Origin of the sequence: Pantoea cypripedii, from assembly GCF_011395035.1 — a bacterium.
GTDB lineage: Bacteria > Pseudomonadota > Gammaproteobacteria > Enterobacterales > Enterobacteriaceae > Pantoea > Pantoea cypripedii_A.
The window spans coordinates 2,531,305-2,557,500 of record NZ_CP024768.1 but is presented as its reverse complement, the minus strand read 5'-3'; the positions used below and the strand labels follow the sequence as shown (position 1 = coordinate 2,557,500).

Annotated in this window: 29 protein-coding genes and 1 tRNA gene; 9 read left to right on the top strand and 21 right to left on the bottom strand. The window is 52.7% G+C overall.

What is annotated here, in order from left to right; translation table 11 throughout:
* Positions 1-122: 122 nt before the first annotated feature.
* The 5 genes from CUN67_RS11895 to CUN67_RS11880 all read right to left on the bottom strand — a co-directional run bounded on the left by CUN67_RS11895 (position 123) and on the right by CUN67_RS11880 (position 4,744).
* Positions 123-2,450, bottom strand: coding sequence for an AAA domain-containing protein (locus CUN67_RS11895; RefSeq protein WP_254711335.1), 2,328 nt, complete (start codon positions 2,448-2,450; stop codon positions 123-125).
* 32 nt (positions 2,451-2,482) lie between these two features.
* Positions 2,483-2,806: a hypothetical protein gene (locus CUN67_RS30395; protein ID WP_254711334.1), complete on the bottom strand. Its 324-nt coding sequence runs from the start codon at positions 2,804-2,806 to the stop codon at positions 2,483-2,485.
* Positions 2,807-2,940: 134 nt separating this feature from the next.
* Positions 2,941-3,016: transfer RNA gene (locus CUN67_RS11890), tRNA-Asn, on the bottom strand.
* 104 nt (positions 3,017-3,120) lie between these two features.
* Positions 3,121-3,897 (bottom strand): DgsA anti-repressor MtfA, encoded by a 777-nt coding sequence (gene mtfA, locus CUN67_RS11885; RefSeq protein ID WP_208715485.1) that lies wholly within the window; start codon positions 3,895-3,897, stop codon positions 3,121-3,123.
* Positions 3,898-4,066: 169 nt separating this feature from the next.
* Positions 4,067-4,744 (bottom strand): hypothetical protein, encoded by a 678-nt coding sequence (locus tag CUN67_RS11880; RefSeq protein ID WP_208715484.1) that lies wholly within the window; start codon positions 4,742-4,744, stop codon positions 4,067-4,069.
* 591 nt (positions 4,745-5,335) lie between these two features.
* Here CUN67_RS11880 and CUN67_RS11875 point away from each other — a divergent pair.
* Together CUN67_RS11875 and CUN67_RS11870 are read left to right on the top strand one after the other, a co-directional pair.
* A complete protein-coding gene (locus CUN67_RS11875; protein ID WP_208715483.1) occupies positions 5,336-6,034 on the top strand; it encodes a phosphohydrolase in 699 nt (232 codons plus the stop codon).
* 76 nt (positions 6,035-6,110) lie between these two features.
* Positions 6,111-6,362: a hypothetical protein gene (locus CUN67_RS11870; protein ID WP_208715482.1), complete on the top strand. Its 252-nt coding sequence runs from the start codon at positions 6,111-6,113 to the stop codon at positions 6,360-6,362.
* Positions 6,363-6,402: 40 nt separating this feature from the next.
* On the opposite strand, the gene CUN67_RS11865 is transcribed toward CUN67_RS11870, so the two are convergent.
* Entirely contained in the window at positions 6,403-8,004 is a 1,602-nt protein-coding gene (locus CUN67_RS11865) for a methyl-accepting chemotaxis protein (RefSeq protein ID WP_208715481.1), read from the bottom strand.
* A gap of 120 nt (positions 8,005-8,124) precedes the next feature.
* Positions 8,125-9,528 (bottom strand): DNA (cytosine-5-)-methyltransferase, encoded by a 1,404-nt coding sequence (gene dcm / locus CUN67_RS11860; protein ID WP_208715480.1) that lies wholly within the window; start codon positions 9,526-9,528, stop codon positions 8,125-8,127.
* Positions 9,529-9,686: 158 nt separating this feature from the next.
* Between dcm and CUN67_RS11855 the strand changes: the two genes are divergently transcribed.
* The 6 genes from CUN67_RS11855 (at position 9,687) to dgcQ (ending at position 13,733) form a co-directional block, all read left to right on the top strand.
* Positions 9,687-10,163, top strand: coding sequence for a very short patch repair endonuclease (locus CUN67_RS11855; RefSeq protein ID WP_208715479.1), 477 nt, complete (start codon positions 9,687-9,689; stop codon positions 10,161-10,163).
* A 69-nt stretch (positions 10,164-10,232) separates the two neighbouring features.
* Entirely contained in the window at positions 10,233-10,508 is a 276-nt protein-coding gene (locus CUN67_RS11850; protein WP_208715478.1) for a hypothetical protein, read from the top strand.
* 10 nt (positions 10,509-10,518) lie between these two features.
* Positions 10,519-11,421: a DUF808 domain-containing protein gene (locus CUN67_RS11845; protein ID WP_208715477.1), complete on the top strand. Its 903-nt coding sequence runs from the start codon at positions 10,519-10,521 to the stop codon at positions 11,419-11,421.
* Between the two features lie 45 nt (positions 11,422-11,466).
* Positions 11,467-11,601 carry a hypothetical protein gene (locus CUN67_RS30595; RefSeq protein WP_302882495.1) on the top strand — a complete coding sequence of 45 codons (135 nt, stop codon included), beginning with the start codon at positions 11,467-11,469 and terminating at the stop codon, positions 11,599-11,601.
* A 181-nt stretch (positions 11,602-11,782) separates the two neighbouring features.
* Positions 11,783-11,962, top strand: coding sequence for a YodC family protein (locus CUN67_RS11840; RefSeq protein WP_208715476.1), 180 nt, complete (start codon positions 11,783-11,785; stop codon positions 11,960-11,962).
* A 118-nt stretch (positions 11,963-12,080) separates the two neighbouring features.
* Complete coding sequence (dgcQ, locus tag CUN67_RS11835; RefSeq protein WP_208715475.1) at positions 12,081-13,733, top strand: cellulose biosynthesis regulator diguanylate cyclase DgcQ; 1,653 nt, start codon at positions 12,081-12,083, stop codon at positions 13,731-13,733.
* Here dgcQ and CUN67_RS11830 read toward each other — a convergent pair.
* The 3 genes from CUN67_RS11830 to yodD all read right to left on the bottom strand — a co-directional run bounded on the left by CUN67_RS11830 (position 13,730) and on the right by yodD (position 16,378).
* On the bottom strand, positions 13,730-14,950 hold the full coding sequence (locus CUN67_RS11830) for a glycosyl transferase (protein ID WP_208715474.1): 1,221 nt from the start codon (positions 14,948-14,950) through the stop codon (positions 13,730-13,732). The genes dgcQ and CUN67_RS11830 overlap by 4 nt on opposite strands.
* 32 nt (positions 14,951-14,982) lie before the next feature.
* Positions 14,983-15,780 (bottom strand): mannosyl-3-phosphoglycerate phosphatase-related protein, encoded by a 798-nt coding sequence (locus CUN67_RS11825; protein WP_208717181.1) that lies wholly within the window; start codon positions 15,778-15,780, stop codon positions 14,983-14,985.
* Between the two features lie 364 nt (positions 15,781-16,144).
* Positions 16,145-16,378, bottom strand: a complete 234-nt coding sequence (gene yodD / locus CUN67_RS11820; RefSeq protein ID WP_208717179.1) for a DUF2525 domain-containing protein — start codon at positions 16,376-16,378, stop codon at positions 16,145-16,147.
* 342 nt (positions 16,379-16,720) lie between these two features.
* Between yodD and dsrB the strand changes: the two genes are divergently transcribed.
* Positions 16,721-16,915, top strand: a complete 195-nt coding sequence (gene dsrB / locus CUN67_RS11815; protein WP_084875626.1) for a protein DsrB — start codon at positions 16,721-16,723, stop codon at positions 16,913-16,915.
* 158 nt (positions 16,916-17,073) lie between these two features.
* On the opposite strand, the gene CUN67_RS11810 is transcribed toward dsrB, so the two are convergent.
* The 11 genes from CUN67_RS11810 to fliJ all read right to left on the bottom strand — a co-directional run bounded on the left by CUN67_RS11810 (position 17,074) and on the right by fliJ (position 26,176).
* The gene (locus tag CUN67_RS11810) at positions 17,074-18,774 is read right to left on the bottom strand and encodes a methyl-accepting chemotaxis protein (protein WP_208715473.1); all 1,701 of its coding nucleotides are present in this window, start codon (positions 18,772-18,774) and stop codon (positions 17,074-17,076) included.
* A 149-nt stretch (positions 18,775-18,923) separates the two neighbouring features.
* A complete protein-coding gene (gene rcsA / locus CUN67_RS11805; RefSeq protein WP_013509559.1) occupies positions 18,924-19,559 on the bottom strand; it encodes a transcriptional regulator RcsA in 636 nt (211 codons plus the stop codon).
* Between the two features lie 636 nt (positions 19,560-20,195).
* Positions 20,196-20,984, bottom strand: a complete 789-nt coding sequence (gene fliR / locus CUN67_RS11800) for a flagellar biosynthetic protein FliR (RefSeq protein ID WP_208715472.1) — start codon at positions 20,982-20,984, stop codon at positions 20,196-20,198.
* The gene (gene fliQ, locus CUN67_RS11795) at positions 20,984-21,253 is read right to left on the bottom strand and encodes a flagellar biosynthesis protein FliQ (RefSeq protein ID WP_208715471.1); all 270 of its coding nucleotides are present in this window, start codon (positions 21,251-21,253) and stop codon (positions 20,984-20,986) included. The genes fliR and fliQ overlap by 1 nt, the downstream gene beginning before the upstream one ends.
* Positions 21,254-21,293: 40 nt before the next feature.
* Positions 21,294-22,025, bottom strand: a complete 732-nt coding sequence (gene fliP / locus CUN67_RS11790; RefSeq protein WP_084878493.1) for a flagellar type III secretion system pore protein FliP — start codon at positions 22,023-22,025, stop codon at positions 21,294-21,296.
* Entirely contained in the window at positions 22,025-22,423 is a 399-nt protein-coding gene (gene fliO / locus CUN67_RS11785) for a flagellar biosynthetic protein FliO (protein WP_208715470.1), read from the bottom strand. The genes fliP and fliO overlap by 1 nt, the downstream gene beginning before the upstream one ends.
* 2 nt (positions 22,424-22,425) lie before the next feature.
* A complete protein-coding gene (fliN, locus tag CUN67_RS11780; RefSeq protein WP_208715469.1) occupies positions 22,426-22,836 on the bottom strand; it encodes a flagellar motor switch protein FliN in 411 nt (136 codons plus the stop codon).
* Positions 22,829-23,836: a flagellar motor switch protein FliM gene (fliM, locus tag CUN67_RS11775; protein WP_208715468.1), complete on the bottom strand. Its 1,008-nt coding sequence runs from the start codon at positions 23,834-23,836 to the stop codon at positions 22,829-22,831. The genes fliN and fliM overlap by 8 nt, the downstream gene beginning before the upstream one ends.
* Positions 23,837-23,840: 4 nt before the next feature.
* A complete protein-coding gene (gene fliL, locus CUN67_RS11770) occupies positions 23,841-24,326 on the bottom strand; it encodes a flagellar basal body-associated protein FliL (protein ID WP_208715467.1) in 486 nt (161 codons plus the stop codon).
* 129 nt (positions 24,327-24,455) lie between these two features.
* Complete coding sequence (locus CUN67_RS11765; RefSeq protein WP_208715466.1) at positions 24,456-25,736, bottom strand: flagellar hook-length control protein FliK; 1,281 nt, start codon at positions 25,734-25,736, stop codon at positions 24,456-24,458.
* Positions 25,733-26,176: a flagellar export protein FliJ gene (fliJ, locus tag CUN67_RS11760; protein ID WP_208715465.1), complete on the bottom strand. Its 444-nt coding sequence runs from the start codon at positions 26,174-26,176 to the stop codon at positions 25,733-25,735. The genes CUN67_RS11765 and fliJ overlap by 4 nt, the downstream gene beginning before the upstream one ends.
* Between the last annotated feature and the right edge of the window lie 20 nt (positions 26,177-26,196).

Sequence of the window (26,196 nt, the reverse complement as noted above, 5' to 3'; positions counted from 1 at the left end):
ATTCATGATGTATAAATTGTGATTAGTGAAAATGCACCCTTATTGTACCTCCTGGTACGTTCTTCTTCGTCCGCTTATTGACGTTTCATGACAAACCATTTGTTTCTAAATTTTACGTGTCGTCAGCCATGGCTGAGGGTGTTTTGCTGCATGCTGGTCAGTAAAAAATTGGCGATTTTTTCCTCAATTTGGCTGTCGATAGTTCTGAGCCTCAGCAGAGGAATTCCGCTCTCTTGCAGAATGGCCTCTTTTAAAGCATCTCGTTCGCGTTGTTCGGGTGTGTCATGATATCGGCCATCTACTTCCATCACGGCAAAAGGTTGCTTCCCGACACGAAAATAAAAAACAAAATCGCAGCTTGCTCCTTGTAATAAAAATTCCTGCTGGCGTTGATTGAAGCGACCTGCGGAATTTGTCAGAAGTTGCCTCAGCAGGATCTGCCTGTGGCAAACAATGGTGCGGAAAGTTGCTTGCTTAAGCACATCTTTTATTAATCGCATGGCAATTTGTTCTGAACGATATACAGAATCCTCTTTATTGAGTCTCGCATTCAGATTTTCTAAAGACTGATCATACTCTTCATAGAGTAAATCGAAAGCGCTGATGACCGGACTGTAATATATCTCCTGATTATCGGCATAATAGGTCATATAGCGAACCAGTGCGGCGATGTGTTTATTATTTCCCGCGAAGACATTCTCTCCGGTGACTAAGGTAAACTGCTTTTGCGCTCGTGAGACCGCGACATTGATTAAATGCGGATCGTCAACAAAATCGAGTGCTCGAGCATCAGCTTTTTTATCTATGACGGTGGAGAAAACGATCTGTTCACACTCTCGCCCCTGAAATTTGTGTACCGTCGAATTAATAAATTCTGCGGGCAGGATGCGTTCGGACAGTGAGACCTGTGCATTATAAGGGGAGATAAAACCGCGGTTTGCAGCGTTGGTACTTTCCAGCGTCATGAATGATTCCAGCTCGCGCAGGTTGCTATTGTATCGTTCATGATTTCCCTTTGCGGTAACGATCAGCGAGAGCGCTGCTTCGCCCTGATCCCGGGTCATGACAACGAGTTGATTGTCATAAAATTGCTTATTGCAGAAATGAATAATTTTGGGATGGCAGCGATAGTGCTCTTTTAATAATGTCACAGGCAACGCTTTGCCATACAAACTGAAAAGCGAGTCCAGTAAGCTTTTGCTGCCGCAATCATAATGGGGTGCCGGAGCGAGGATATTGGTCTGTTCAGGGATATGGGGGAGTTGTTTGCGGTCGCCAACGACAATGACATTTCGCGCACAGGCGAAGGCCAGAATGCCCGGAATGATATCTTGCTGCGATGCTTCATCAATAATGACGTAATCAAGTAAGGTGCCGGGAGCCAGAGAATTGATAATGGAATGTGTGCTGCTGCCAATAACAGGATAGCGTTTGACAAAATCGGCGAACTTACGGCGGTAGTTTTCCTGTGAAAAATCAGCATCTGTTCCGATTGCCTGGGCCAGATGCTGGCGTATCAACACCATTGAATCTGATGTCACGCGTTGCATCAGGTCTGCTACATTGTGAGCTTTCAGGATGTGCTCTTTTTCAGCCAGCTCATCCAGTGCCTGCTGTAAACGCGTGGCATAATACTGGAGCTGGAGAGCAAAAAAGAAGCGCTGCCGTTTTGAAGAGGTATTGAGTGCGGTTGTTTTGATAATACCGAATCTAAACAACAATGTAAGTCGACTGCGCCAGCGAAGCCTGTCTTCCGTAACTGTGCGTAAAAAAGCCATCAGGTCGGTAATTTTCTCTTTCTTTAAACCGTAGTGATTTACTTCCGGCAGGCTATCGAAGTTTTGCGTCTCGACCCACTGGCTGAGATACTTCTTTTCGATGCTGATTTCGTCAATCTCTGCACGCAGTCGTGCAGCGTCATTTTGTGCCCGTAAATATTTTTTAAGGTGTATTGTCTGCTCATTCAGCGTCGCTTTGTCCAAAGCTTGCGCGGCAGGAATGTTCGGCCTGAAAGACGGTGTGTCGAAAAATTGTTGACGGTTTTCCATACTGCCTAACCTGGCCACAACATAATCCAGGTTCGCTTTGGCCAGCTTTTCATACACGTTATCAACGGCAGTATTGTTATTCGAGACCACTGCAACATTCCCACCGCGCAACAGAATATTCGCGAGGATATTGAGGATGGTTTGTGTTTTTCCGGTTCCCGGCGGCCCTTCTATGACAGATATCTGCGAACTAAAGGCGGTTTCAACTGCCTGCATCTGGCTTTCGTTCAAACCAAAAGGATAAATAAAACTATCCGGTGCGCGACGAGACGCATTTTTACCGTGACAGTAGGCCTCCAGAGCGGTATCGGGATGGGCGATGATCTTGTCTAATTGTTTAACCGTGTTTTCTGCGATGCTCTCTTTACCGGGGCCAGCTTGTCGCAAGCGCTGCTCAGCCACGTGGCGAAAATAGTTAAAAATATTCCCTTTTTTTAACGATGTCTCATTAGCAAACTCGACTTCACCATATCGATAGACCAGGTTTGGGCTGAACCGGCATAGCTTATCAGCACATATTTATTGCCAACGATTTGCGCACTCTCAATACGCTTTGCGGTTGGCTGACCTTGTTTGATCAATATTGTGCCATTAACGCGGGTCGTAGGTTCAACCTGACAGGCACTGAATGGACGGATATATTTTTTCCCGGAAGGAAAATGGCATGCCAGTTGAATGCAACCTTCTTTATCAGAATAGAGCGTCCAGTCGACTATTTTGGCAGTTTTGTCTTCTCCATCAACGACGACGGTGACCATTTCTCAGCTCCATGAGTTTCGCGAAAAGCAAACCACTATACTCGCCAGAGCGAATGGGGTGAAGTCAGGTTCGGACGGTGGAATGAAAAAGCAAAAAGCCCGCTCAGATTTCCCTGAGCGGGCTTCTCTAAATATGGCTCCTCTGACTGGACTCGAACCAGTGACATACGGATTAACAGTCCGCCGTTCTACCGACTGAACTACAGAGGAATCGGTGTTGATGGCGCGCATATTAATGGCCACTGGCAGATGTGTCAACAGCTAAAAACACATTTGTATTCAACTGGCTAGCATTAATACAAAGCGATCACGCTTTAAGCAGATTCCGGTGGGGCGGGGTTTAATCGCGCCAGCGGATCCTGGTGGTAGAACTGTTGCAGATGGTGGTACATCGCGGGAAAGCGGTTTGCCAGCAGATCCGGAGCACTGAAGAAATACTCGGACAGCACGGCAAAGCACTCGGCGGCATCGCTGGCAGCGTAGGGATCGATAGTGGCGGCCTGCTCGCCGACCAGATCCACCTCCGATTCGATTTGCTCCATCGCGTGTAATAAATCTTTTTCCCAAGTGGCGACATCGCGCAGCGCAATCGCCGGGATACCGCTGGTATAACCGCTGCCGCGCGCATCCAGCTTATGCGCCACTTCGTGAATCACCAGGTTGTAGCCGGAGAGATCGAAAGAGTCCTGTATATCCAGCGCGTTTAACACCACCGGACCCTGAGTCCAGCTCTGACCGGCGTGCACGGCAGCTGCCTGATGCACCAGACCGCTTTCATCCTGCCAGTGGTCATTAACATTGAAGGGTTCAGGGTAGATAAGGATTTCATGGAAGCCGTCGAGCCATTCCAGACCCAGTTTTAACACCGGCAGGCAAAACAATAACGCCAGTCGCGCGGTGCGCAGCTCATCCAGTTGCAACCCTTGGAGTGGAGTCATCTTTTTCTGTTGCAGGAAGCGCTGGGCCAGGGCGATCAAGGCCTGGTGCTCATCCTCCTCCAGCAGAGAGAAGATAGGCTGCGCCAGCGCCTGTTGCCACGGGAGCGCTGCAACGGAAGATTCAACCTGCGCATGCCACGGCCATTTGAACATTGCATCACTCACTCTTCAGGGCGGAAGACGGTATCGTCGCGCGGTGCAGAGAAAATTACCAGCGCGGATTCAAAGCTGTCTATTCAACCTGTTAGCGAGGATTTTGTCTGTGACTGGGATTACAAAGGTGAGAGTTTTCCTCTCCCGCAGGCGGGAGAGGAGGGAGGATTTATTCACGTTCAACGCGCTGGAAGGCGATCACCCAGACCCAGGGGTTAACTTCCCAACTGGTGGCACCGTATTGCTTTTGCCAGGCCTTACGGTAGGCCTCTTTTGGTGATTCAGCATTCATATTCATGGTGAAGAAGTTATTCAGGAAATGCGAGTCAGTCTGGACGCCTTCTGCCATGATGTCGTCTTCGCTGATGTCCTGAATCTTCTCCGCGCGCACTGAGGTAATTTCCAGGTCGATGCGGCTGGCCCAGCGCGGCATATGGATGGCAGTCTGCCAGCCAAACTGCTCAGCGTCCTGCATGTTTTCATCCAGTTGCCCCAGTTCATTGCTGTCGGCACGATACTGGCAGAACGACGGAAAGCGGAACGGTATCGGGTCACGTTCGTATTCGGTGAGTTGACCTTCGGGAACAATCGGCCCACGCCAGGTCTCGCGTACCCACAGACGATCACCGGGTTTACCATAGGGGCAGTGATAACTGATATCAGCCATCGACATCAGTTTGTAGCCATGCAGATGGTTCGCGCTGACGTCAAATGCGTGCACGCCTTCGTGATGATCCTGACCCGGACCAAATGCCTGAGTCTTCATAATGCGCCGGGTCTGTGTTTGCTGGCCAACCAACAGGGCGCGTACCCGCTGTTCGGAAAAAAGAATCGGCCGTTCTTTCATGATTTACCTCTTGTTATGTCACGAACCCGGAGAATCTGCTGCCTCATTCGCGTCTGCGGATGTGCAGAATTAGCATAATGGGTTTAAATAAATTTGCTTAATAATTTGTCGCCTTATAGTCAGGCCATCCGTGTGTTTTCAGTTTTAAAAATGGCTCATAAGCAAAAAGCATGCTTAGTTGGCTTAGACGGAAAAACAGAATCACATTTTTCTCAGATACAGTACGTTATAACGGACAAAATGGGAACTCTTTCAGAATATGCCGTGGCTGATCGGTTGACCGAAACGTTTTTAAGTAGCGGGTTAAACCAGAATAATTGATTAACACACTATATCTGTATGCCTTTAAAACATTATGGCTGCTAAACAGAGTCGTTTAACTGAAACGAGGATGAGGAAATACCGAAAACGCCTGTGGCGCTGGGAAAGCGGAGTTAACAGCGCTATAACAGGATCAGGATCTCATTTTTTCCTCATGGCTTATGCAGGAGGGGTGTAAAGATAGTGTCATCAACGGGCCGCTATGATGTCCGCAGGAGTAGCACCCTGAGCCTGGCGGTGCTTTATAACAGCAATAACAGGAGAAGCACGATGTCGCTAACTGGTTGGCAAACACGATTCGAAAACTGGCTGCAGCAGAACTGGCTGCATGATGATAAAGCCCATGATATCGCCCACCTGCGCCGCGTCTGGATGAGCGCATCGCGCATTATGCAGCAGAGTGATGCTGATCCGCTGGTGGTGCTCACCGCCTGCTACTTCCATGATGTGGTCAACCTGCCGAAAAACCACCCGGAACGCCATCTGGCCTCGACCTACGCCGCAGAAGAGACGCGTCGTATTTTGCAGCAGGACTTCCCTGATTTTCCCGCCGACCATCTTGATGCTGTAGCCCATGCGGTACAGGCGCACAGCTTTAGCGCTGGCATCGCTCCTCATACGCTGGAAGCGAAGATTGTGCAGGATGCGGACCGGCTGGAATCTCTCGGGGCGATTGGACTGGCGCGCGTGTTTTATACCGCAGGAGCGTTGGGCCGTCCGCTGTTTGATAGCGATGATCCGTTGGGGAAAGACCGCGAATTGAATGACGTGCAGTGGACGCTGGATCACTTTCAGAAGAAGCTGCTGCGCCTGCCGGAAACCATGCAAACTGAGGCCGGACGACAACTGGCAGAATACAATGCTGACTTCCTGGTACGTTACATGGCCAAACTCTGTGCCGAGCTGCAGGGCAACCTGACTTCCATTGATGAATCGGTATTAAGAGATTTCAGCCCTATACAGGTTTAATATTAAATTTTTATGACAGCCTGTTAACTTTCGGCATCTTCCGCTACGTTGATGAAAATCAAAAAGGAGTAACAAGATGACCGAGACCGTTAACTTAACCATTAAAATTGATCCTGCGCTGAAAGAACACATCAAACAGCTGGCTCTGGACAACCAGATCTCCATGAGCCAGGAGATTGTTAATCGTTTGCAGGCGAGCTTACTGGCACCGGCTCAGGACGCGGTTGATAATCAGGACACAGAAGAAGCACCGACTGAACAGCTGAGTACCGCTGAACTGAAACAGATCCGCGCGCTGCTGAAGAAGCAGGGCAAGAAGAAAAAATAAGAATAAACCCGTCGCTTGACGGGTTTTTCTTTTTGGAAATTTAAGCGGCTTCGACGCGAAACTGCTGAGCGCGCTGCGCCAGGCGGTCTGAGAGATCACGCAACTGCGCAGCGGCGACCACCTGCTGCGCATTGAGCGTTTCGTTTTGCTGGAGCTGCTCGCTCATCGCCACCACTTCCTGGGCAATCGTGCTGACCCGGCGGCTCTGGGCGGTGGTATTGGTTTGCAGATCATCCAGCTGTTGTACCACACCCGAAACCGCGTGGCTTATTTGCGCAAACAGCGTTTCCAGCGTTTTCACTTTATCGAAGCCGTCGCTGACGTGCTGACGCGTATGCTGAATCAGACCATCAATCTGCCGTGTAGACTGGCCGCTTTGCTGCGACAACAACCCAATCTCTTTCGCCACGACCGAGAAACTGCGGCCATACACTCCGGCATGCGCCGATTCAATGGCGGCATTCAGTGCCAGTAACCGGGTTTGCAGCGACAGATTATCCAGCATATCGACAATCCCGGCGATATCGCCCGACGCGCTGACGATCTGCTGCATCTGATGTTCCATGTTATCCACTTCCCGCGCGCAGTTACGCATTAACGTATCGGCGGATTGGGCTTCCTGGGTGGCCTGCTGCGAGAAACGCGCGCCGTTTTCCACTTCTTCGGATACCCGATGCAGACGCTGTGACAGGTGATGGAAACTGGCGTTTTGTGCCTGATGTTGCTGCATCACCTGTTCGTTATGCTGTTGCATATGTTCGGCACCGGCCGCGACACTCGCCGCCACGGTGTTGATATCGCTCACGATCAGCTGCAACCCCTGGCGCATGGTATCTATTGACTGAAATAACTGGCGTGTTTCCAGCGACTGGCGGCCTGCTAAGGTTTGGCTGGCAAGCAGGTCGCCGGTGGCGATTTGTGCCAGCTGGGCATTGGCACGCCGCAGCGGCTGTAAGACACCGCGAATCAGCAGCGTCGCCGTCAGTAACAGCAGTACCATCAGCAGCGCACTGACCAGCAAAGACAAATCACGGCTATGTTTCAGGGTGCTGAGGGTACTCTGATTCACGCTGCTGAGCTGATGGTTGGCCTGTTCAATTTCACTGAACCAGGCATCGTTGAATTGCTGCTGAAATGCCTGCATCGGCACCATAAAGAAGGCATTGATATCATTGGCGCTGAGACCTTTTAGCTGCTCCTGCAACCCGCCAGCCAGCATGACAAAACTCTGCGCCAGCGGGCTATCGGCGGCGGCATGATATTGCGTAAACAGCTGTTGTGCCTGGTTCAACGAATCCTGAGCGGCAGCGGCAAGGCTTTTCCAGCTATCCACTGAGCCGCTTTGCTGATCCTGCATCAGATAAATGCCCGCACCGTGGCTGTTATCGCTGGCGGTGAGTAACTCAATACGGGCTTTATCCAGCAGGGCCAGTCTATCCCGGAGCAGGCTGGCCTGTTGCAGCGAGGTTTGGGTCTGATTCACTTTACTGTTAAGCAGCACCACGCCTGCCGATTGCAGCAGGCAAAACAGCACCATAAACAGCAAAAACTGGCTGCGCAGGCTGGTGAGCCACAAAGGTATGCGCAGGGAAAACCGGGCGCGCAAGCGCGCTGGCAGAGAGATAACGGAAAGGAGTGACATCAAACGCCCCCAAAAAATAAAAAGCAGTATTGGCAGGGCGTGTGACAGTTTGGTGATAGGGGAGTGACCGCCAGGGAAAACAGCAGAACACTCGTCCCTAAAGGAAATACTGGACCGAAATCACTCGTTGTTGCGGGTGTATTGTTCGATCAATGGCAGCAGCAATTGCGCGACAGCAGCAAATACCGGCACCACCACCGAGTTGCCAAACTGTTTATAGGCTTGTGTGTCTGATACCGGAATGCGGAAACGTGCTTCACCGGGCGCTTCAAATCCCATCAGGCGTGCGCATTCCCGTGGTGTTAAACGGCGCGGACGACGTGCCATATTCCCGGCGTGCTGAAAGTTCTGCTCGCCGAGGGCGCTATCCCAGCCGCGATCGATGAGAATCTCCGAGCCATCTTTGTAATAACGCGCCGACAGAGTACGTACACACACCGCCGGATTGCGCGGATCGTTCAGGCCGAAACCGAAGCCATTACCTTTGGCTTTATGTTTTTTCGCGTACTGATAGAGATAGTTCCACAGTACCGGGGAGAGGGTGTATTTGGCATCGGGCTGCGGTTCCAGCAGGCTGCTCAGGGCGGGGACTTTTTTCGGGTAAAGTGAGGAGAGTGTCCGCAGGGAAAAACCGGCACTGAGTCCGAGATCACGTCGGATACCCACCAGCACGATGCGCTCGCGGTGCTGTGGCAGGAAATGGCGTGCATCAACCACTTTGGCATCGGGGAGCCCGGCATCATCCGCATCGGCCACATCGTAGCCCAGCTCATCGAGGGTCGCCATGATGATGGCAAAAGTGCGGCCTTTATCGTGGCTCTTGAGGTTTTTGACATTTTCCAGCACAAAGAACGGTGGTTTTTTCGCGGCCAGAATACGTGCCACGTCGAAGAATAAGGTGCCCTGTGCTTCGCATTCAAAACCATGCGCCCGTCCCATCGCGTTCTTTTTACTCACGCCTGCCAGTGAGAACGGCTGGCAGGGGAAACCGGCCAGCAGTACCTGATGATCAGGGATGGTGCTGGCGATGTGCTGATAGATCTCCTGCTCATCGCTCAGGCCCGCCGGTTGTGTCACCTGACGGATATCACTGTTAAAACGATGAGTCTGGGGATCGCAATAGTGGTTCGCCTTATAGGTGCGCACCGCTTCTTTATTCCATTCACTGGTGAAGACGCACTGGCCGCCAATCTGCTCAAACCCCCGGCGAATGCCGCCAATACCGGCGAACAGGTCGATAAACTGGAAGGCGGGAGCAGCGTAATGTGCGGGCCGGGTGGGTAACAAGGCCCGCAGGCTGGTCATTTCCGCGCTGCTTAGCGCCGGAGCCGCGATCTTCCCCTGACGTATGCGGTTGAGGCGCTGCACATTCCAGTCGCGACCACCGGCGTCGCTAAGCGTGATGACCAGATCGCGCGCGGCATAAATGGCCAGCACCTGTTGCAGCAGGATGCTGGCTTCATCAACGGTGGAAACAGTGAGCGGGGAGGGTGAGGCAGTCGCGGCAGTCTCTTCGGCGTGCATGCGTTTTTCCTTAACAGTGAAGCGACTATGCTATCACTCATCACGCCACGAAGAAATTGGCCCGCTGTGCCTGCCTTCAATCCCATCACTGCGCATCCCGCTTTCGCTTTTGCCCCAAACCGCTAAAGTTGAAGGAGCCACAAGAAGAAGGAAACGTTATGGCCGACGTCCATTCCCGCGATGTACGCAGCAAGAATATGCGCGCGATTCGTAATCAGGATACTGAGATTGAACAGCGTATCGCCTTGATATTAAAAGACCGTGGTTTTATCTATCGGGTGCAGGATAAAGCATTAGCGGGCCGTCCTGACTTTGTTGTGCCTGCCCAGCAGGCGATTATTTTTGTTCATGGCTGCTTCTGGCATCGCCATCACTGCTACCTGTTCAAAATGCCTGCCACACGCACCGAATTCTGGAGCGGAAAAATTAACAGTAATGTTGAACGCGACAGGCGTTATGTCCGGCAACTACAGGAGAGCGGCTGGAAGGTGCTGATCATCTGGGAATGCGCACTGCGCGGTAAGCTGCGTCTGGATGATAACGCGCTGATCGAACGGCTGGAGGAGTGGTTATTGGCCGCCAGCCACAGCGGTGAAATTGATCATGCTGGTTTGCATCATTATCGGGGTGAATAAGGGTGATTGTTGCTTTTATACGCCATAACGGTTTAGATCTCCCCTTTCTCTGGGACGCGGAACATAGCCATGAGCAGCATAAAACTGACGGTCAAACGCCTGTACCAACTTCGTGACGAACGGATGGTCGACACCCGAGCCACTGCACGTATCTATCTGGGCGATACGCTGGTGGCAACCGAAGAGATTACCGGTATGACAGAAAGTCCGGTGAGCAAGTATGTGCATGCGGGTGATGTGGCAGGGCAACCGTTACGCGTCGAGTGGGATTGTGCGGGCATCGCCGATATGTCGGTGACGATGATTGAGCGTTGCCCCTGTTGTCAGGATCACGAACCGGAATAAGGATAATATTTTGGCAGGAACCAGCTTACTGACGCTTCTGGACGATATTGCAACGTTGCTTGATGACATCTCGGTCATGGGCAAAGTGGCCGCAAAAAAAACCGCAGGTGTTTTGGGGGATGACCTCTCACTCAATGCGCAACAGGTGACAGGCGTAAAAGCCAATCGCGAATTGCCGGTGGTGTGGAGTGTTGCGAAAGGCTCGTTTATCAACAAATTGATTCTGGTGCCGCTGGCGCTGGTGATCTCCGCATTTATCCCCTGGCTGATTACGCCGCTGCTGATGCTGGGCGGCGCGTATCTCTGCTATGAGGGGGTGGAGAAAGTGCTGCACAGCCTGAATCATGATAAAGCAGAAAAAAGCCCGGAGGCGCGGCAGCAGCGGCTTGAGCAGCTGGCGCAGCAGGACCCGCGGGAATTTGAGAAGAATAAAGTGAAAGGTGCGGTGCGTACCGATTTTATTCTTTCCGCTGAGATCGTAGCCATTACGCTCGGTATCGTCTCAGAGGCGCCATTGCTGAATCAGGTGCTGATTCTGGCGGGCATCGCGATTCTGGTCACCGTCGGCGTCTACGGTATCGTGGCGGTAATTGTGAAAATCGACGACCTCGGTTACTGGCTGCGGGAAAAATCCTCCACGCTGGCGCAGGCGGTCGGCGGGCTGTTGCTGGCGGCGGCACCCATCCTGATGAAAATTCTGTCGGTGGTTGGCACGGTGGCGATGTTTTTGGTCGGGGGTGGCATTGTGGTGCATGGTATTACCCCGCTGCATCATGCCATTACCGAGTACAGCAGCGGATTTGGTGCGCTGATCTCGGTACTGCTGAGTAACGGCGCCAATCTGGTGCTGGGATTCCTGATTGGGTCGATCGTGCTATTAGTGGTGAATCTGGTTGCCAAATTGCGTGGATAATCGTTATAAAGCGCAGGAAATTTTTAATCACGGGTCAGGAGAACGATGATGAACGACGATATGTTTGAATTCGATATCGATGCACAGCTGGAACAGGCTGAGGCAAAAGCGGCTGAAAAAGCCAGCGAAGTGCCGACCGATCTGAGCGACGAAGCCGATTGCGAAGGCTGTAAAATCTGATTTTCCCACCCGGGAAACGATTTCAAAGCGGATAATAATTTTTATCCGCTTTTTTTATTTTCCGCATTTTTAACTGCTTATTCCTAAATTGCAGTTGTAATCACAAACTCTTATAGGCAAAAACATCCCCCACCTGCTATACCTGATGAGGTTCATTCAACGGTAGAAGGGAGGGCGCGTAATGACCTTTGCGATCAGTGACGAAGTTCAGCATAAACAGGGCGGACCCACTATGGTGGTGACCGGCTATGCCAGCGGAATGGTAGAGTGTCGTTGGTATGATGGCTATAGCGTGCGCCGTGAGGCTTTCCATAGTGACGAACTCTGTCACTCATCCGCAGCGCGTCAACTGGCCAGCTAACCCGCCTCCGGGACGGCTTTTTGTCGTCCCGTGTTATTTCCCCTGTCTTCCTGCCTGTACCATTATTCTCCCGCTGACTACACTGTTTTAATTCACCTTTTCCGGAGCATGGTCGCTGATGGCACAAACGCCACTTCCCCGGCAGTCGGAACATCCTTTTCTGCGCGTTCATCTTTGCTTTCTGGCCGTGTTTCTCTTTTCAGCCTTGCTCACGGTGCATGAGGCGCTGGAGCTCAAGGCCAATTATGAAGAACGGCAGCGCGCGCAATTGGCGGAAATCCAGAAAAGCCTGGACAGTCAGTTCCAGGAAAGTGTGGATGGCCTGGTTTATTACGAAAAAATGCTCAACTACGCGCTGGCACATCCGCTTGACTCTGATAATGCCCGTGAAGCGGTAAAGCGGTTTGAACTGCTGCGCCGGGAACCGCAATGGCAATTGCAGCTGGAAAGCCCACGCAGCATGCCACTCAATGGCGTCAGTGATGACTGGCTGGCGCACGACCCATTATTACAGCGTGATCCAACGCGTATCAGCCAGGAACTGCGTGCGGCGCTGGAATTCAGTTTTATTATGCAGTTCAGCGATCCCGATCAGGATTTTCACTCACGCTTCTGGTACATCTCGCGCGCCGGATTTTTTATCAGCTCGCGTCCACCACAAAGCTTCCAGGAGCTGGCAGAAAGTTATGCCACCATGGTGCAGCGCAGCTACTTTCGCAGCCAGCAACCGCAGAAAAATGCCAACTCGCGCCTGCGCTGGACCACCGCTTACCAGGGGCTGTTTAATGAAGGTCTGATGCTTACCGTATCCGCACCGATTATCAGCAATGGCTACTGGTACGGTGTCTTGTCGATGGATTTTACCCAGCAACGCATCCGTGAATTGATGGTGGAAATGCGCCATACCTTACTCCAGGGCAAACTGATCATGATGGATCGCAGCATGAACGAGGTGGCACGCCTCTATGCACCGGATGATGAACCGCTGGCACCCCAGGAGCTGCAGCAGTTAAAAGTGCTGATGGAGCAGCAGCCCAGCGGTATCCTGCGCCTCGGGACGCAGTTTGCCAGCTGGAGCAGGCTAAAGAATGTTGATGCCTATATCGTCAATGTACAGAGCCTGAAGCAGGGGATGCAGCAGGAGCTGGGGCGCGTCTCTCTCTTCCTGTTTGGCATGTGGATGTTGTTTGTTCTGCTGCTGGTGGTGGCGCATCAGGTCATTTTCCGCCTGGTAAGGCGTATGGACGATCTCTCTGAACGCCTCACCTGGCGAGCCAACTATGACGGCTTAACCCGTCTGCTTAATCGTAGCGCCTTCTTTGAACAGTTCGTCGCGCAGGCGGCGCATTGTCAGCAGCTGGGACAGCCGATTGCGGTGATTCAGTTAGATGTCGATCACTTCAAAAAAGTGAATGACACCTGGGGGCATCACGCGGGCGATCAGGCACTGATTCGGGTGGCCAGCGTCATCAGCCATACGCTGCGTAAATATGATGTTGCGGGCCGTATCGGTGGCGAGGAGTTCTGTATTGTGTTGCCGGAAACCACGCTTATGGAAGCCGCTGCGGTGGCAGAACGTATCCGGTCGCGGCTGGCGGCAAAAACCATCCTGGTTAATGCCAGCACCACTTTCAATATCACGTTATCCGCCGGGGTTACCAGCAGCGAGGAGCAGGGCGATTATCACGGCGAAAGCCTGCAGGCCAAAGCGGACAGCAGGCTCTATCTGGCGAAAACCAGCGGGCGTAATCGCGTGTGCAGTGAGGATTAGACTTTGCCGTCGTTATCTTCTTCCACCGCCTGATAAATCCGTTGCAGGATATCCGGGAAGGCAGATTGCACGCGGCTCCAGCTGGGAATAAAGGGTTTATCATTCGGGCGTTCAATAAACGCCTGACCGGCGTCGAGAATCGCCTGGGTGAACATTTCCACCGCCGCTTCTTCGATATGCTGGTCAAACTTCAGGCCGTTCATGGTGGCTTCGTGGTTGTAGATTTCCATCATATCCAGCGCATTGCGGTAGTAGGTGGCTTTCAGCACCCGGAACGAATCGCTGGTCAGCGGGACACCCATCGTCGCCAGCTTACGCAGCAGCGACTGCACAATGTCGTTACTCATGCGTTTCAATCCACCGGTACCGTCCTCTTCCGACAGCGGCTGATGCTTATGATCGTAGTTGTCGGCGATCTCTACCTGGCAGCTCTGGCGAGTGGTGTAGTTGCGATAAATCTCCGACAGCACCCCAATTTCCAGACCCCAGTCACCGGGAATTTTGATGTTATTCAGCACATGGGTGCGCATGGCAAATTCGCCAGACAGGGGATAGCGGAAACTGGCGAGGTAATCGAGATACTCCGAATGGCCGTAGACTTTTTGTAATGAACGCAGCAACGGGCCGACCAGCAAACGCCCAACACGACCATTCAGTTTGCCGCCTGCGACGCGCGCGTAAAAACCTTTGCAGAACTCATACTGAAAAGCCGGGTTAGCCAGCGGATAGAGCAAACGCGCCAGCATACTGCGTTCATAGGTGACGATATCGCAGTCATGCAGGGCGACACAGCTGGTGCGGTCAGAGGCCAGGGTGTAGCCGGTGCAGAACCACACGTTGCGGCCTTTGCCTGGCTGGCTGGGGGATAAACCTTCTTTGTCCAGCTCGGCGTCCAGCGCCTTCAGCCGTGGTCCGTCATTCCATAAAATACGGTGACGTTGCGGCAGGCGGGAGAAGAAGTCGCGGGCAAACAGAAACTGATCGCGGTCAGCACGATCGAGACCAATGACGATTTCATCGAGGTAGGGGACTTTCGCCAGTTCGTTAACGATATTATCCAGCGCCGGGCCTTCCAGTTCGGAAAACAACGACGGTAAAATCAGCCCCATTTTGCGTTTGCGCGCAAAGCGCACCATCTCTTTTTCCAGCGATTCAACGCTGCGGTGGGTGAGATTATGAAAGTTGGTTATCACGCCATTCTGGTAAAAATCACTCATCGCCTCATCCTTCTGATTAGCTGTGCGGCCCGTTAATCGGGTTGGGCAAGAAAATAATCCAGACCTTCACGCCAGCCCTGTGGACCAACATGTGCGGTGTGGTAGACGTTTTCATCATCATCGCGTTGCAGGATGACGGGCGTTTTACTGAAACCCTTAATCACCACGGCATAATCGACGCGTTCCAGCATCGGTGCATCATTGGGACCATCGCCGAGGCCAAGGGTGATGCGCGTCTGGCCTTCCTGCCGGGCAAGATGTTGTTGCAGCCGTTGCAACGCGATGCCTTTCCCGCTGCCCTGTGGCATGACATGCCAGAAACGCCCGCCCTGGGTTAACGCCAGACCCAGCAGTGCCAGTGCCGCGCGGAATTCTTCAAGACGCGTGGGTTCATCGCGCCATAGCAGCACTTCGGATGCCTCACGTAACCGGCTCTGACGCGCTTCGGCCGGTGTCAGCCCGGTGAATTTCGCCACCTCCATATCACTGAAGTCGTGAAAGCCGGTGAAATGAAATCTTTCCTGCAAGGTTTTTAGCTGCTGGCAGAGATCAAGATAGTCGCGGCCGGGATCTTCGGGCAGGGTTTGCTCACCCCCCCAGGCGATACGTGCACCGTTTTCGGCAATAAAGGGTGCGCCAGCAATGCCGAGTCTCTTCTGTAGCGGAATGATTTCGGCAGCGGTTTTGCTGGAACAAATCACCAGCGGGATTTGATGTTGTTTCAGGCGCGTCAGCCATTCGCTGGCGGCATCCCAGCGATAATCGTGATGGTCCAGCAGCGAACCATCGAGGTCTGTGACAATCAATAGCGGTTGGTCAAGGCTGACCATCATCACACTCCTTACCCCCTCGGGCATGCGTAAAGCGAGGAATTATCAATATAATAGCGTAATCGCGATCACAGTTTTTCGCCTGTCAGCGTGAAGCTGCTCTGAGATAAATCCGAAAACGCTGTGATAGCAGCATTGTGCATGCCGGAAGATTGTGCAGAAAAAAGACAGCAAACGCGCGGTGTTTTCGGTAACAACCTGCGTAACCAAGGCGCATGGCGTTGCCTCTCCAGTAAGTGCTGGCACTTGTCTTATTCAGACCACAGCGTAATCTGGCTGCTGTGTTAGAGATTTTCCTGGTGTAACGAATTTAGCGCTTTATCTTTACCCGGCCATCCCGCCGGGTATTTTTTTGCCGTCAAGGTTAGCGGTTGACTTCGGTGATGGTGTAATCGCGGATATCCAGTTCAAAGGCTTCCGCCAGTTCGGTATAGGAGTCGTAAGATTCACCATCCACTCTGACGCGGTGTGCGTGCTCGGCTTCCATATACTCTTTCACCTCACCCGAGGTTTTTTCCTGAATTGCCTGAAGCAACGCCTCAACATCGATATTCACTTCACGCTGAACGTTATCGCTGTACTCTTTTGCAGTTGCCATCATCAGCCTCCTGAAAGGCGCAAGGGGTCTTAAAACAGTATAGACGGCAGAGGGAAATGGGCAGGTGGCTGAGTGACAGGCAAAAAAAAGCCCGCGCTGCGCGGGCAAAAATCCTTGTTACTTTTAGGTTGACTGCGCCTTTGGGGTTGGTGCAGTGCTGAAAATTCTACGCGGTGCGGGCGTCAAAAGTCTCGCCGCTAATCGTTAAGAAAGTGAAAATCCCTTGCCGGGCGTAGCGTTAGTCAGCCTGATGTGCGAATCATCTGATGCTGATCATGATCACACAGTCGTTCATTTCTTCCGTTACACTGTGTCCGAGGCACTATTTCTGGAGAGTAATCAATGAAGGTCAATGACCGCGTGACGGTAAAGACAGACGGCGGTCCACGCCGTAGCGGGACAATCCTGGCGGTGGAACCCTTTAATGAAGGGGTGATGTATCTGGTGGCGCTGGAGGATTATCCGCTGGGTATCTGGTTCTTTAATGAAAGCGATCATGCGGAAGGGATATTTGTCGAACCCTTCGCAGAGGAATAACAGAGTTTCACCCGTAGCGGCGCGATTAATCGCGCGTTTTTTTCGGCCAGGCGCACGGCCTTGCGCGATAAATCGCGCCGCTACCCAATATCGCACTGGGTTGTAGCGGCGCAATTTATTGCGCGGGGTTTATCGGTACCGCTGCGGTCTGCCACGAATTAAAACGTTTCCCAGTTATCATTACTGGTTGCTGCCAGCACCGGACGCGGGCTAAACGTCTTCGGCAGCGCTGGCGCAGAGGATGTGGACACCAGCAATCCCGGACTGTCATTTAAACGGAATGCCGCCACTGCCTGCGTCAGTTTGCCGGCCTGATCTTCCAGTGATGCTGCTGCCGACGAGGCTTCCTCAACCAGCGAGGCATTCTGCTGCGTCACGTTATCCATCTCAGTCACAGCCAGACTCACCTGCTGAATGCCACGGCTCTGCTCATCTGAGGCGGCGGCGATTTCCGCCATAATATCGGTCACCCGACGTACCGCCTCAACAATCTCGCTCATGGTGGCTCCTGCTGCGCCAACCTGACTGGAGCCATTGCTGATCAGATCAACCGACTCGCCAATCAGCGACTCAATCTCTTTCGCCGCCTGGGCGCTGCGCTGTGCCAGACTACGCACTTCACTGGCAACCACGGCAAAACCGCGCCCCTGCTCACCGGCACGCGCGGCTTCAACCGCAGCGTTCAGCGCCAGAATATTGGTCTGGAAGGCGATGCTGTTGATCACATTGGTAATCTCAGCAATTTTCTTCGAGCTGCCGGAAATGTTATTCATGGTTTTCACCACGCCATTGACCAGCTCACCACCACTACGCGCTTTACCGGAAGCATCCGCAGCCAGCTGGCTGGCATGATGGGCGTTTTCCGCGTTTTGTTTCACCGTGGCTGTCAGCTGTTCCATGCTGGCCGCCGTTTGCTCCAGCGCAGAAGCCTGTTCTTCGGTACGCGAAGAGAGGTCGGTATTGCCGGCAGAGATCTCACTGGAACCCTGATAAATCGCCACCGCGCCTTCACGCACCGTGCCTACGGTACGTACCAGCGAAGCCTGCATCAGTTGCAAATTATGCAGCAGGCTACCAATTTCGCTGCGGCCCCACTGTTGTTCCGGCGCAGTCAGGTCGCCCTGGGCGATGCGTTCAATGCGTGCCACGGATTGACGCAGTGGGTTGATCACCACGCGGCGCAGGAACAGGAAGGTCAGCAGCACCAGCACCAGCGCGGCGGCAAATGCCGCTGCCATCGCGATAAAACCAATGCGGGATTGATGTGCCGCCATGGCGTTAATGGCATCAGCCCGGTCGGTGCGAATCTTAATCGCCTTCAGTAACACCTGGTTATACGCATCATCCAGTTTGCGCGTGACGTCAGTTTCCTGCGCGATAATTCCTTCAAAGCTGCCTTGCTTGGCCGAGTCGATCATCGGCTTCAGTCCTTTATCGATATAAGCATTGAAGCGTTCGGTCAGCGGGGCATCCAGTGCCAGGTCTTCGGCTGTTTTGGTCTTACGATCCATATAAAGTTTGAAGCCCGCGCGTGCCTGCTCAATGCGCTGCTCGGTGCGTGCCAGATCGGCACGGTAACCCTCCATCTCACCAATACGTGCCGCCGCGCCGGACTGGATCACATTCAGACGTGCGGTGCGCAGATGGTTGGAGCTGTTGGAAATCCCCATGCGGATTTGAATTTCATCCGTGGCATCATTCAGCGACGTATTGCTTTGAATCAGAAAGTAGCTGGCGAGTCCAATGCACAGGGCAAAAAGCAGCAGAATGCCACCAAAGATCATGCTGAAAAGAGGCATCAGGCGCAGGTTCTGCCAGATGCTGAGCTTATGTTGCTCATCAATCGATGCTGTTTTCATATCCTTGCTCTCAGTTAGGTAGGTGTGCTGAAGCTAACATCGGCAAGGCAGGGGAAAGGATTAGGCGGCAGAGTGGGATCTGCATCGCAAAATGGATAAAACGCAAAAGGGCTAATCTGCTGATTAGCCCTTATTTTTACCGTGCTAAATTATCGCACGTTGACATAGATGCCAGAGGTAACATTATCCGTCAGACGCACAACATGGTAAATAACCTGTTTATTGTGGGTCTTAATTTTGCGTTTAATATTACCTTTATGTGACGAAACTGTTTTCGCCTTAATTTGCATCTTGTCTGAAATCTGAATAGTGTCGTGGCCTGACATCCACATTTTCAGCATATTTGATTCAGTCTGACTTAATGTCAGAGGGTGAATATCAAGTCCAGCTGAAATTCGCGGCGCTGCATTGAGTTTCTTTTGCAGGTAGGTGCCAAGTAAGGAGTCCAGGGTCGATGTTTTAATCGATTTTGACGTAATAATCAGGTTCTTACGAACGTAGAGATATTCCTCAAAATGGATGTTTGAAATCGCCATGAAGATGAAAAATAAGGTGTCAGGGTGCTGCATGATAATGCCGCGAATACGATCACTGGAATCGGATTCATGAATGAAACACTCTTCGTTAATAAATACCACTCCGGGCTTTAGCTGTTCACAGCGTTGCTGCAATTGCTCGATGTCCGACACGGAAGTAATATTTTTCTTTTTAACTCCTTTTGCGGACATATAGTCCGATAATCCCAGGCGTGTGTAGTTGCATGAATCCATAATAATCGTTGGCATGTTAGCGACCCTCACCAAATTTGTTATCCGTTTAAATCAACGATGAATTACGCGTTTGCGGTACGAGAGAGATTTCCAAAGACACTTTTTTATTCTGCTCAGCAGTCTGGCGAAGTCGATCTACACCCCTGCGCCATAATGACTCTTCCCTGACCCGTCCTGCGAAGTTTGTTGTGTTGCTTCAACGTCACTCTTGTCCCCGCGATAGTGGGAATCGCCGGGAAGTTGCCTTAAGTACTTAAATCGCCCTGTTTTTGCGAGCCATGTCACTATCGCGCATGTCACAGACAAATCTGATAGGACAAATCTTAAAAACATTTGAATTGCGAAAGTGTGACGCTTCAGCGAGTGTTGACAATGCCGTAAAAAAAGAATTCTTACAAGAAAAATCGCTGTTAAATTTTTTTTGTTCAAAAACAATCTTTTGGGCATTTTCTCAACGAATCCACACGCTTAGGCATGGTAGGATTCGTCTGACTAAAATACTTGAAGCGCCGTTTAATAAGAATAATTTTCACCATAAATGCGCATTTATCAGAATTTCCTCAGTTGATTTCTGAGAAATATGGTTCGAAAAATGCACAAATATATTTTGAATCCTTAACTATCACTTAAGAACGGCTACAGAATCGTTAATCATCCTTGCCGGGAGAGTTCAGACATGAACTGAGCGAGCAAATCAAAGACTTCGCTGAAGAGATGTTCACAGAAGGGGGCGAGCAAAGGCATCATCAGACCCAGGCTGAGGATACCCACAGATAAGGTTATCGGGAAGCCCACAACGAAAATTGATAACTGTGGTGTAACACGGTTTAACAAACCCAGGGCCATATTGATCGTGAGGAGCAGAACGATCAATGGCAGCGCTAACATCATGCCGTTAAGGAAAATTAATCCCGCTGCTTTAACCAGCGCCATAAACGCATTGGCGTTCAGGGGGTGATCGCTGATCGGCATGGTGTGAAAACTGTCGACCAGCATGGAGATCAACCACAGATGACCGTCAAACGTCAGGAACAGCAGCATCGCCAGCATATCAAGGATACGGGCCAGTACCGGCATATTGAGGCGGCTGGCGGGATCAAAGAAGGTCGCGAACGACAGTCCCATCTGCAAGCCAATCACTTCACCCGCCATGCGCACTGCGCCAAAGGCAAACTGCATGGTCAGACCGAGGCCGACGCCAATCAATATTTGCTGCAGCAGCAGCCAGAAACCGGCCGCGCTAAACAGCGTAACGTTAACCGATGGCAGCAGCGGCATTAAAATCCAGGTGGTCAGCAACGCCAGGCCAATTTTGACGCGGTTAGGAATGCTTTTCTCGCTCAAAACCGGTGCGCTGCCAAACAGCGCCAGCAAACGTACCATCGGCCAGAAAAACTGGCTGACCCAGTGGACCAGCTGGCTGCTGTCGAGGGTAATCATTAACCGATGATATAAGGCAGGTTGCTAAACAGGTTGCGCATGTAATCCAGGATCAGATTCAGCATCCACGGGCCGGCAATCACGGCGGTGGCGGCAACGGCGAGAATTTTAGGGATAAACGACAGCGTTTGTTCGTTTATCTGCGTGGCGGCCTGCAACACGCTGATGAACAAACCGCTGATCAGCGCCACCAGCAACATCGGGGCGGCCATCATCAGTGCGATACGCATCGCTTCCTGTCCCATTACCATTACCGATTCGGGTGTCATGTTGCGCTCCTGTGTTGAGAAAAGTGGCGAACTACGCCACTCAGGAATAGAAACTTTGTGCCAGTGAACCCACCAGCAACTGCCAGCCATCCACCAGTACAAACAGCATCAGTTTAAAAGGCAGCGAAATTGAGGCCGGTGGCACCATCATCATCCCCAGTGCCATCAGTACGCTGGCAACCACCAGGTCGATGATCAGGAAGGGGATAAACACCGAGAAACCAATCTGAAAGGCCGTTTTCAGCTCGCTGGTGACATAGGCGGGCAGCAGGATGCGCATCGGCACGGCTTCCGGCCCCTGAATCGGTGGCGTATTCGCCAGACGGGCAAACAGGGCGAGGTCAGCTTCGCGGGTTTGACGCAGCATAAAGTCACGCAGCGGCTGGGCGCCTTTATCAATGGCGACATCCATGCTGATCTTGTCCTGACTGAACGGCAGATAAGCGTCGGTATAAATTTTGTCGAAAGTGGGTGCCATGATGAAGAAGGTCAGAAACAACGCCAGACCCACCAGCACCTGGTTGGGCGGGGCCGACGGGGTACCCAATGCGTTACGCAACAAACCAAACACAATAATGATGCGGGTGAAACTGGTCATCATCAGCAACACTGCCGGAAGAAAGGACAGGGAGGTGATAAAGACCAGCGTCTGAACCGGCAGCGACCAGCTCTGGCCGCCGTTTGCCAGCGGATGGCTTACCAGACCTGGCAGTTGCGCATGGGCAACCGGTGCCAGCAACAGCAGCGGCAGTAGGGGAAGCAATCGACGCATCATTGGGGTTTTCCGGGACGTTTAACCAAAGTCTGTAGCAGCTGACGAAAATCCTGCGCGGGTGCCGGGGGAGCCGAAAGTTCTTCCGGCGCTACCGGGGGCAGGCTGTGCAGATGGGTAATTTGCTGCGCGGTCACGCCGAGTACCAGACGGGCATCCGCCGTATCGACAATCACCACGCGTTCCTGCTTGCCCACCAGAACACTGGCGCTGACTTTCAGCGCCTGTCCGTTTACCGTTTTTGGCGCAAAACCGAGGCGGCGCGCCAGCCAGCCGCAGGCGAGGATCAGCAGGATAATCACCGCCAGCACGCTGCTGACCTGGCCTACCACCGAACCGGTCGAAACCACCGGTTCGTTCTGGATCATCGGTTGACCCGTTTGCGCGTTCTTTAACATTATTAGCGGCTCAGACGACGCATGCGTTCAGAGGGGGTGATGATGTCGGTGATGCGCACGCCGTATTTGTCGTTGACCACCACCACTTCGCCCTGGGCAATCAGGTAGCCGTTGATCAGAATATCCAGCGGTTCACCGGCCAGACCGTCCAGCGCCACCACCGACCCCTGAGTCAGGCGCAGCAGCTCTTTGATGGTCATCTTGGTGCGACCCAGCTCCACAGTCAGTTTGACCGGGATATCCATGATCAAATCGATGTCCTGCAATGAACCGCTGGTCGCGCCGGCGTCGAGCGATTTAAACACGCCATCGCTTTGCTCCGGCGCGCTGGTTGCCGCCTGCTCATTCATTGCTTCAGCCCACAGATCGTCCGCGGAGATGTCGTCATCGGACGGTTTCTTGCTGTCACTCATTGGGCTGTTCCTCATTCAGCGAATTCAAAATCGGGTTAATCAGGTGCTCGACACGCAGCGCATACTGGCCATTTATCGTGCCGTATTGGCTGGTCAGCACCGGTACGCCATCTACGTGTGCGATGATGCGATCCGGCTTCTCAATGGGCAGGACGTCGCCAGGTTTCAGTTGCAAAATACGCGACAGACGCAGCGACACATCCGCGAAGTGGGCAATCAGCTCCAGCTCCGAGTGCTGCACCTGTTTCACCAGATTGTCACGCCAGTGATTATCTTCCTGACGGGAGTTTTCCAGCGGGGGATTGACCAGCAGCTCGCGCAGCGGCTCAATCATTGAAAACGGAATACAGATGTTGAATTCACCGACCAGGTTACCAATTTCCACCTGGAACGGGGTATTCACCACGATGTCGTTCGGTGAAGTGGTGATATTGGTGAACTTCACCTGCATCTCAGAACGGACATATTCCACATCCAGCGGATAAATCGCTTTCCAGGCGTCGCTGTAACCTTCCAGTGCCAGCTTCAGCATGCGGCGGATGACGCGCTGTTCGGTATGGGTAAATTCGCGGCCTTCCACTTTAGTTGGAAAGCGGCCATCGCCACCAAACAGGTTATCCACGGCGATAAACACCAGGCTTGGCGAGAACACCACCAGCGCGGTACCGCGCAGCGGTTTCAGGTGGATCAGGTTCAGGTTGGTCGGCACCGGCAGGTTGCGGGCAAACTCATGGTACGGCTGAATCTTGATCGCCCCAACGCTGATATCCGGGCTGCGACGCAACAGGTTAAACAGCGCCATACGAAAGTGACGGGCAAAACGCTCATTGATGATCTCCAGTGCCTGCAAACGCTCGCGTACCACGCGGCGCTGGGTATTGGGATCATAGGGACGAATATCACCATCGCCCCCGGTGGAACTCTTCTCTACTTCCGCGCTGTCACTGTCGCCATTGAGCAGCGCGTCAATCTCAGCCTGGGAGAGAATGCTATCGCCCATTAAATCACCTCAAAATGAAGGCGGTAAACAGCACGTCACTGACCACCTGCGGAGGTTGACCTTTTACCAGCGGCGGTGACAGCACCTGTTTGATTTGATCAACCAGGGCCTGTTTGCCTTGCTCCGATGCCAGCGCACTTGCACTCTGGCGGGAAAGCAGCAACAGCAGGCGGCTGCGCACTTCCGGCAGGTAGTCATTCAACCGACGACGGGTTTCCTCATCGGGCAGACGCAGCGTAAAGCCCACGTACAGCACACGGTCTGGATCGTTGTCAGGATTGACCAGGTTAACCGTAAAAGTATCCATTGCAAAAAATACGGGGGCGGGTGGCGGCTCAACTTTTGCCACTTCCGGCTTATCGCCCTCGTGTTTATTCATCATTCGCCAGACTGCATAGCCTGCCACGCTGCAAGCGGCCAGCGTCACAATCAGTAACACCGGAATTAATATTGAACGTTTGCGGCCTTTAGCTTTCGCGTTATCAGACATGTTTGCAGTTACTTCCTGTGAATTATGGGCAAGCCTTTCGGCTCGCCTGGACAGATTATCCCGCGTCTTAAGTCAAACAATGGGAAGAAAAGACGCGGGTTTTACGCTTACCTTCAGCGTTAGCCGCTGTCAGGCAAAGATATCGACAGCGCCGTTGCCGGTCGCGCGCGCCTGGAGGGCTGCCGGGACGGCAATAGGCGTTATCTCGTTGTCACTGTCCTGGGAGAGGGTAAAGCTACCTGACTTGCCATCACGGCGACCTTCCTGCTGGCCCTGATAATTCTGGCCCTGTGCGGAGGCGTCGCTGCTGACATTACTCTGTCCCAGGTTGATGCCACTCTCCGCCAGCGCCGTTTTCAGCTGTGGGAGAGCCGCTTCCAGCGCGGCCCTCACATGGCTGTGGCTGGAAACCATATTTAACTGTGCCTGATCCTTATCCAGGGTCAGGCTGATCTGAATCGCACCCAGGTCCTCCGGGTGCAGACGCAATTCGGCGTTTTGCTGCCCATTGCGGCTGAACATCACAATCTGCTGACTCAGCGCCTGCTGCCACTCAGAACTGCCGAGTTGCGCGTTGAGCATCGGGGTCGATGGCGTGGTGCTGGTCGACGCGGTGCTGCTGGTCAGGGTACTGGTACTGCTTAACGGCGCGCTGGTAATCGGTGTGGTCGTGTCGTTGCTGCTCAGGTCACGCTTATCATCCGGTTTACTCAACGTGCTCAGCACCTGCTGAAAACTTTCATCCAGCGTCAAAGCCGTGCTGTTGGTGCTGCTGTTACTGGCCGTGGTGCTGGCGGCCGACGTTGTCGTGGTCTGCGCAGTTAACGCATCGGCGACATCGCTGGTTTTCTTCGTGGTCACCGCCGAAGTGGTGGCCGCGGGTGTGTCTGGTTGTTCATCCTTCACGGCACTGGCCAGCGAATTCAGTAAGGTGCTATTCAGACCGGCGCTTTTCTCGCTGGTGTTGTCACTCAGCGTACTGGTGGCTGCTGTCTGCGTGGTTCGGTTTTCTACCGCAGCTGGCAACATAGCGAACAGGGCCTGAACATTCTGTAAGTCGCTGGCGCTTAACGAACTTGCCTCACTCTTATCCTTATCATCGGCTGATTTCAGCGTGGCTTTAATATTTTCCGGTTGTAAAAGTGCGTTCAGGGTCTCTGGTTTGTCCAGTGCCTCCATCAGCGTACTCAGGGAGACACCTTTGCTGGATTTTTCATCGCTTTCTGCTGATGAATCAGCCGATTGCGTGCCGGTACCTTGTTGTTGTGCCAGCGTGAGTAGCTTATTTCCCAGCGCGGTGACGAAGTCCTGCGGCAGGTTTTCCACCCCCTGCAGAACGTCCGTCGAAACTGAAGTGTCCGCATCACCCGCAACCGGGGTTTGCGTCACCACTGTTGGCAGCGTAATCATTCGCTTTTCCTCAATGCAGCCCGTTGGGCGTATTCATCCATCCGTTTCTGGTCGAGACGGTTTTCCTGTCGTAAAGCGTTTTCGGCAGCGCGGGTGATTAGCGTTTGGTAGGCATTGAGCCGCTTTTGCTTTTCGCGCCAGTTGTTGAGAGCCTGATCGAGACGCTTTTCCCATTGCTGCAGCTGTTGACGATGCTGCTCAATGGCTTTTTCCAGCGTCTGAATAAATTGGTGGTAGTTGGTCCAGCGGGTACTGGCGATGCCACCTGACATGTCCTGATTTAACTTGTTGCGATATTCATCCTGGTAATCGAGCAGCATATGCAGCTGCTCGTCCGCCTGTTGCTGGCCGCGGCGCATATCACCGAGATGGATAACCGCTTTTTCCAGGTCCTGTTCTGCCAGATCGCGCAATGTATCAATAGCATTGGCCGTTTTCATTGCATTCCCCTTAAACCCAG

What these genes read in the sequence shown, in the direction of transcription:
- CUN67_RS30395 (WP_254711334.1), bottom strand. Translation starts at nt 2,806, where the DNA reads ATGGTCACCGTCGTCGTTGATGGAGAAGACAAAACTGCCAAAATAGTC.
- mtfA (WP_208715485.1), bottom strand. Translation starts at nt 3,897, where the DNA reads ATGTTCAAATGGCCGTGGCATGCGCAGGTTGAATCTTCCGTTGCAGCG.
- CUN67_RS11880 (WP_208715484.1), bottom strand. Translation starts at nt 4,744, where the DNA reads ATGAAAGAACGGCCGATTCTTTTTTCCGAACAGCGGGTACGCGCCCTG.
- CUN67_RS11875 (WP_208715483.1), top strand. Translation starts at nt 5,336, where the DNA reads ATGTCGCTAACTGGTTGGCAAACACGATTCGAAAACTGGCTGCAGCAG.
- CUN67_RS11870 (WP_208715482.1), top strand. Translation starts at nt 6,111, where the DNA reads ATGACCGAGACCGTTAACTTAACCATTAAAATTGATCCTGCGCTGAAA.
- CUN67_RS11865 (WP_208715481.1), bottom strand. Translation starts at nt 8,004, where the DNA reads ATGTCACTCCTTTCCGTTATCTCTCTGCCAGCGCGCTTGCGCGCCCGG.
- dcm (WP_208715480.1), bottom strand. Translation starts at nt 9,528, where the DNA reads ATGCACGCCGAAGAGACTGCCGCGACTGCCTCACCCTCCCCGCTCACT.
- CUN67_RS11855 (WP_208715479.1), top strand. Translation starts at nt 9,687, where the DNA reads ATGGCCGACGTCCATTCCCGCGATGTACGCAGCAAGAATATGCGCGCG.
- CUN67_RS11850 (WP_208715478.1), top strand. Translation starts at nt 10,233, where the DNA reads ATGAGCAGCATAAAACTGACGGTCAAACGCCTGTACCAACTTCGTGAC.
- CUN67_RS30595 (WP_302882495.1), top strand. Translation starts at nt 11,467, where the DNA reads ATGATGAACGACGATATGTTTGAATTCGATATCGATGCACAGCTGGAA.
- CUN67_RS11840 (WP_208715476.1), top strand. Translation starts at nt 11,783, where the DNA reads ATGACCTTTGCGATCAGTGACGAAGTTCAGCATAAACAGGGCGGACCC.
- dgcQ (WP_208715475.1), top strand. Translation starts at nt 12,081, where the DNA reads ATGGCACAAACGCCACTTCCCCGGCAGTCGGAACATCCTTTTCTGCGC.
- CUN67_RS11830 (WP_208715474.1), bottom strand. Translation starts at nt 14,950, where the DNA reads ATGAGTGATTTTTACCAGAATGGCGTGATAACCAACTTTCATAATCTC.
- CUN67_RS11825 (WP_208717181.1), bottom strand. Translation starts at nt 15,780, where the DNA reads ATGGTCAGCCTTGACCAACCGCTATTGATTGTCACAGACCTCGATGGT.
- yodD (WP_208717179.1), bottom strand. Translation starts at nt 16,378, where the DNA reads ATGGCAACTGCAAAAGAGTACAGCGATAACGTTCAGCGTGAAGTGAAT.
- dsrB (WP_084875626.1), top strand. Translation starts at nt 16,721, where the DNA reads ATGAAGGTCAATGACCGCGTGACGGTAAAGACAGACGGCGGTCCACGC.
- CUN67_RS11810 (WP_208715473.1), bottom strand. Translation starts at nt 18,774, where the DNA reads ATGAAAACAGCATCGATTGATGAGCAACATAAGCTCAGCATCTGGCAG.
- rcsA (WP_013509559.1), bottom strand. Translation starts at nt 19,559, where the DNA reads ATGCCAACGATTATTATGGATTCATGCAACTACACACGCCTGGGATTA.
- fliR (WP_208715472.1), bottom strand. Translation starts at nt 20,984, where the DNA reads ATGATTACCCTCGACAGCAGCCAGCTGGTCCACTGGGTCAGCCAGTTT.
- fliQ (WP_208715471.1), bottom strand. Translation starts at nt 21,253, where the DNA reads ATGACACCCGAATCGGTAATGGTAATGGGACAGGAAGCGATGCGTATC.
- fliP (WP_084878493.1), bottom strand. Translation starts at nt 22,025, where the DNA reads ATGCGTCGATTGCTTCCCCTACTGCCGCTGCTGTTGCTGGCACCGGTT.
- fliO (WP_208715470.1), bottom strand. Translation starts at nt 22,423, where the DNA reads ATGTTAAAGAACGCGCAAACGGGTCAACCGATGATCCAGAACGAACCG.
- fliN (WP_208715469.1), bottom strand. Translation starts at nt 22,836, where the DNA reads ATGAGTGACAGCAAGAAACCGTCCGATGACGACATCTCCGCGGACGAT.
- fliM (WP_208715468.1), bottom strand. Translation starts at nt 23,836, where the DNA reads ATGGGCGATAGCATTCTCTCCCAGGCTGAGATTGACGCGCTGCTCAAT.
- fliL (WP_208715467.1), bottom strand. Translation starts at nt 24,326, where the DNA reads ATGTCTGATAACGCGAAAGCTAAAGGCCGCAAACGTTCAATATTAATT.
- CUN67_RS11765 (WP_208715466.1), bottom strand. Translation starts at nt 25,736, where the DNA reads ATGATTACGCTGCCAACAGTGGTGACGCAAACCCCGGTTGCGGGTGAT.
- fliJ (WP_208715465.1), bottom strand. Translation starts at nt 26,176, where the DNA reads ATGAAAACGGCCAATGCTATTGATACATTGCGCGATCTGGCAGAACAG.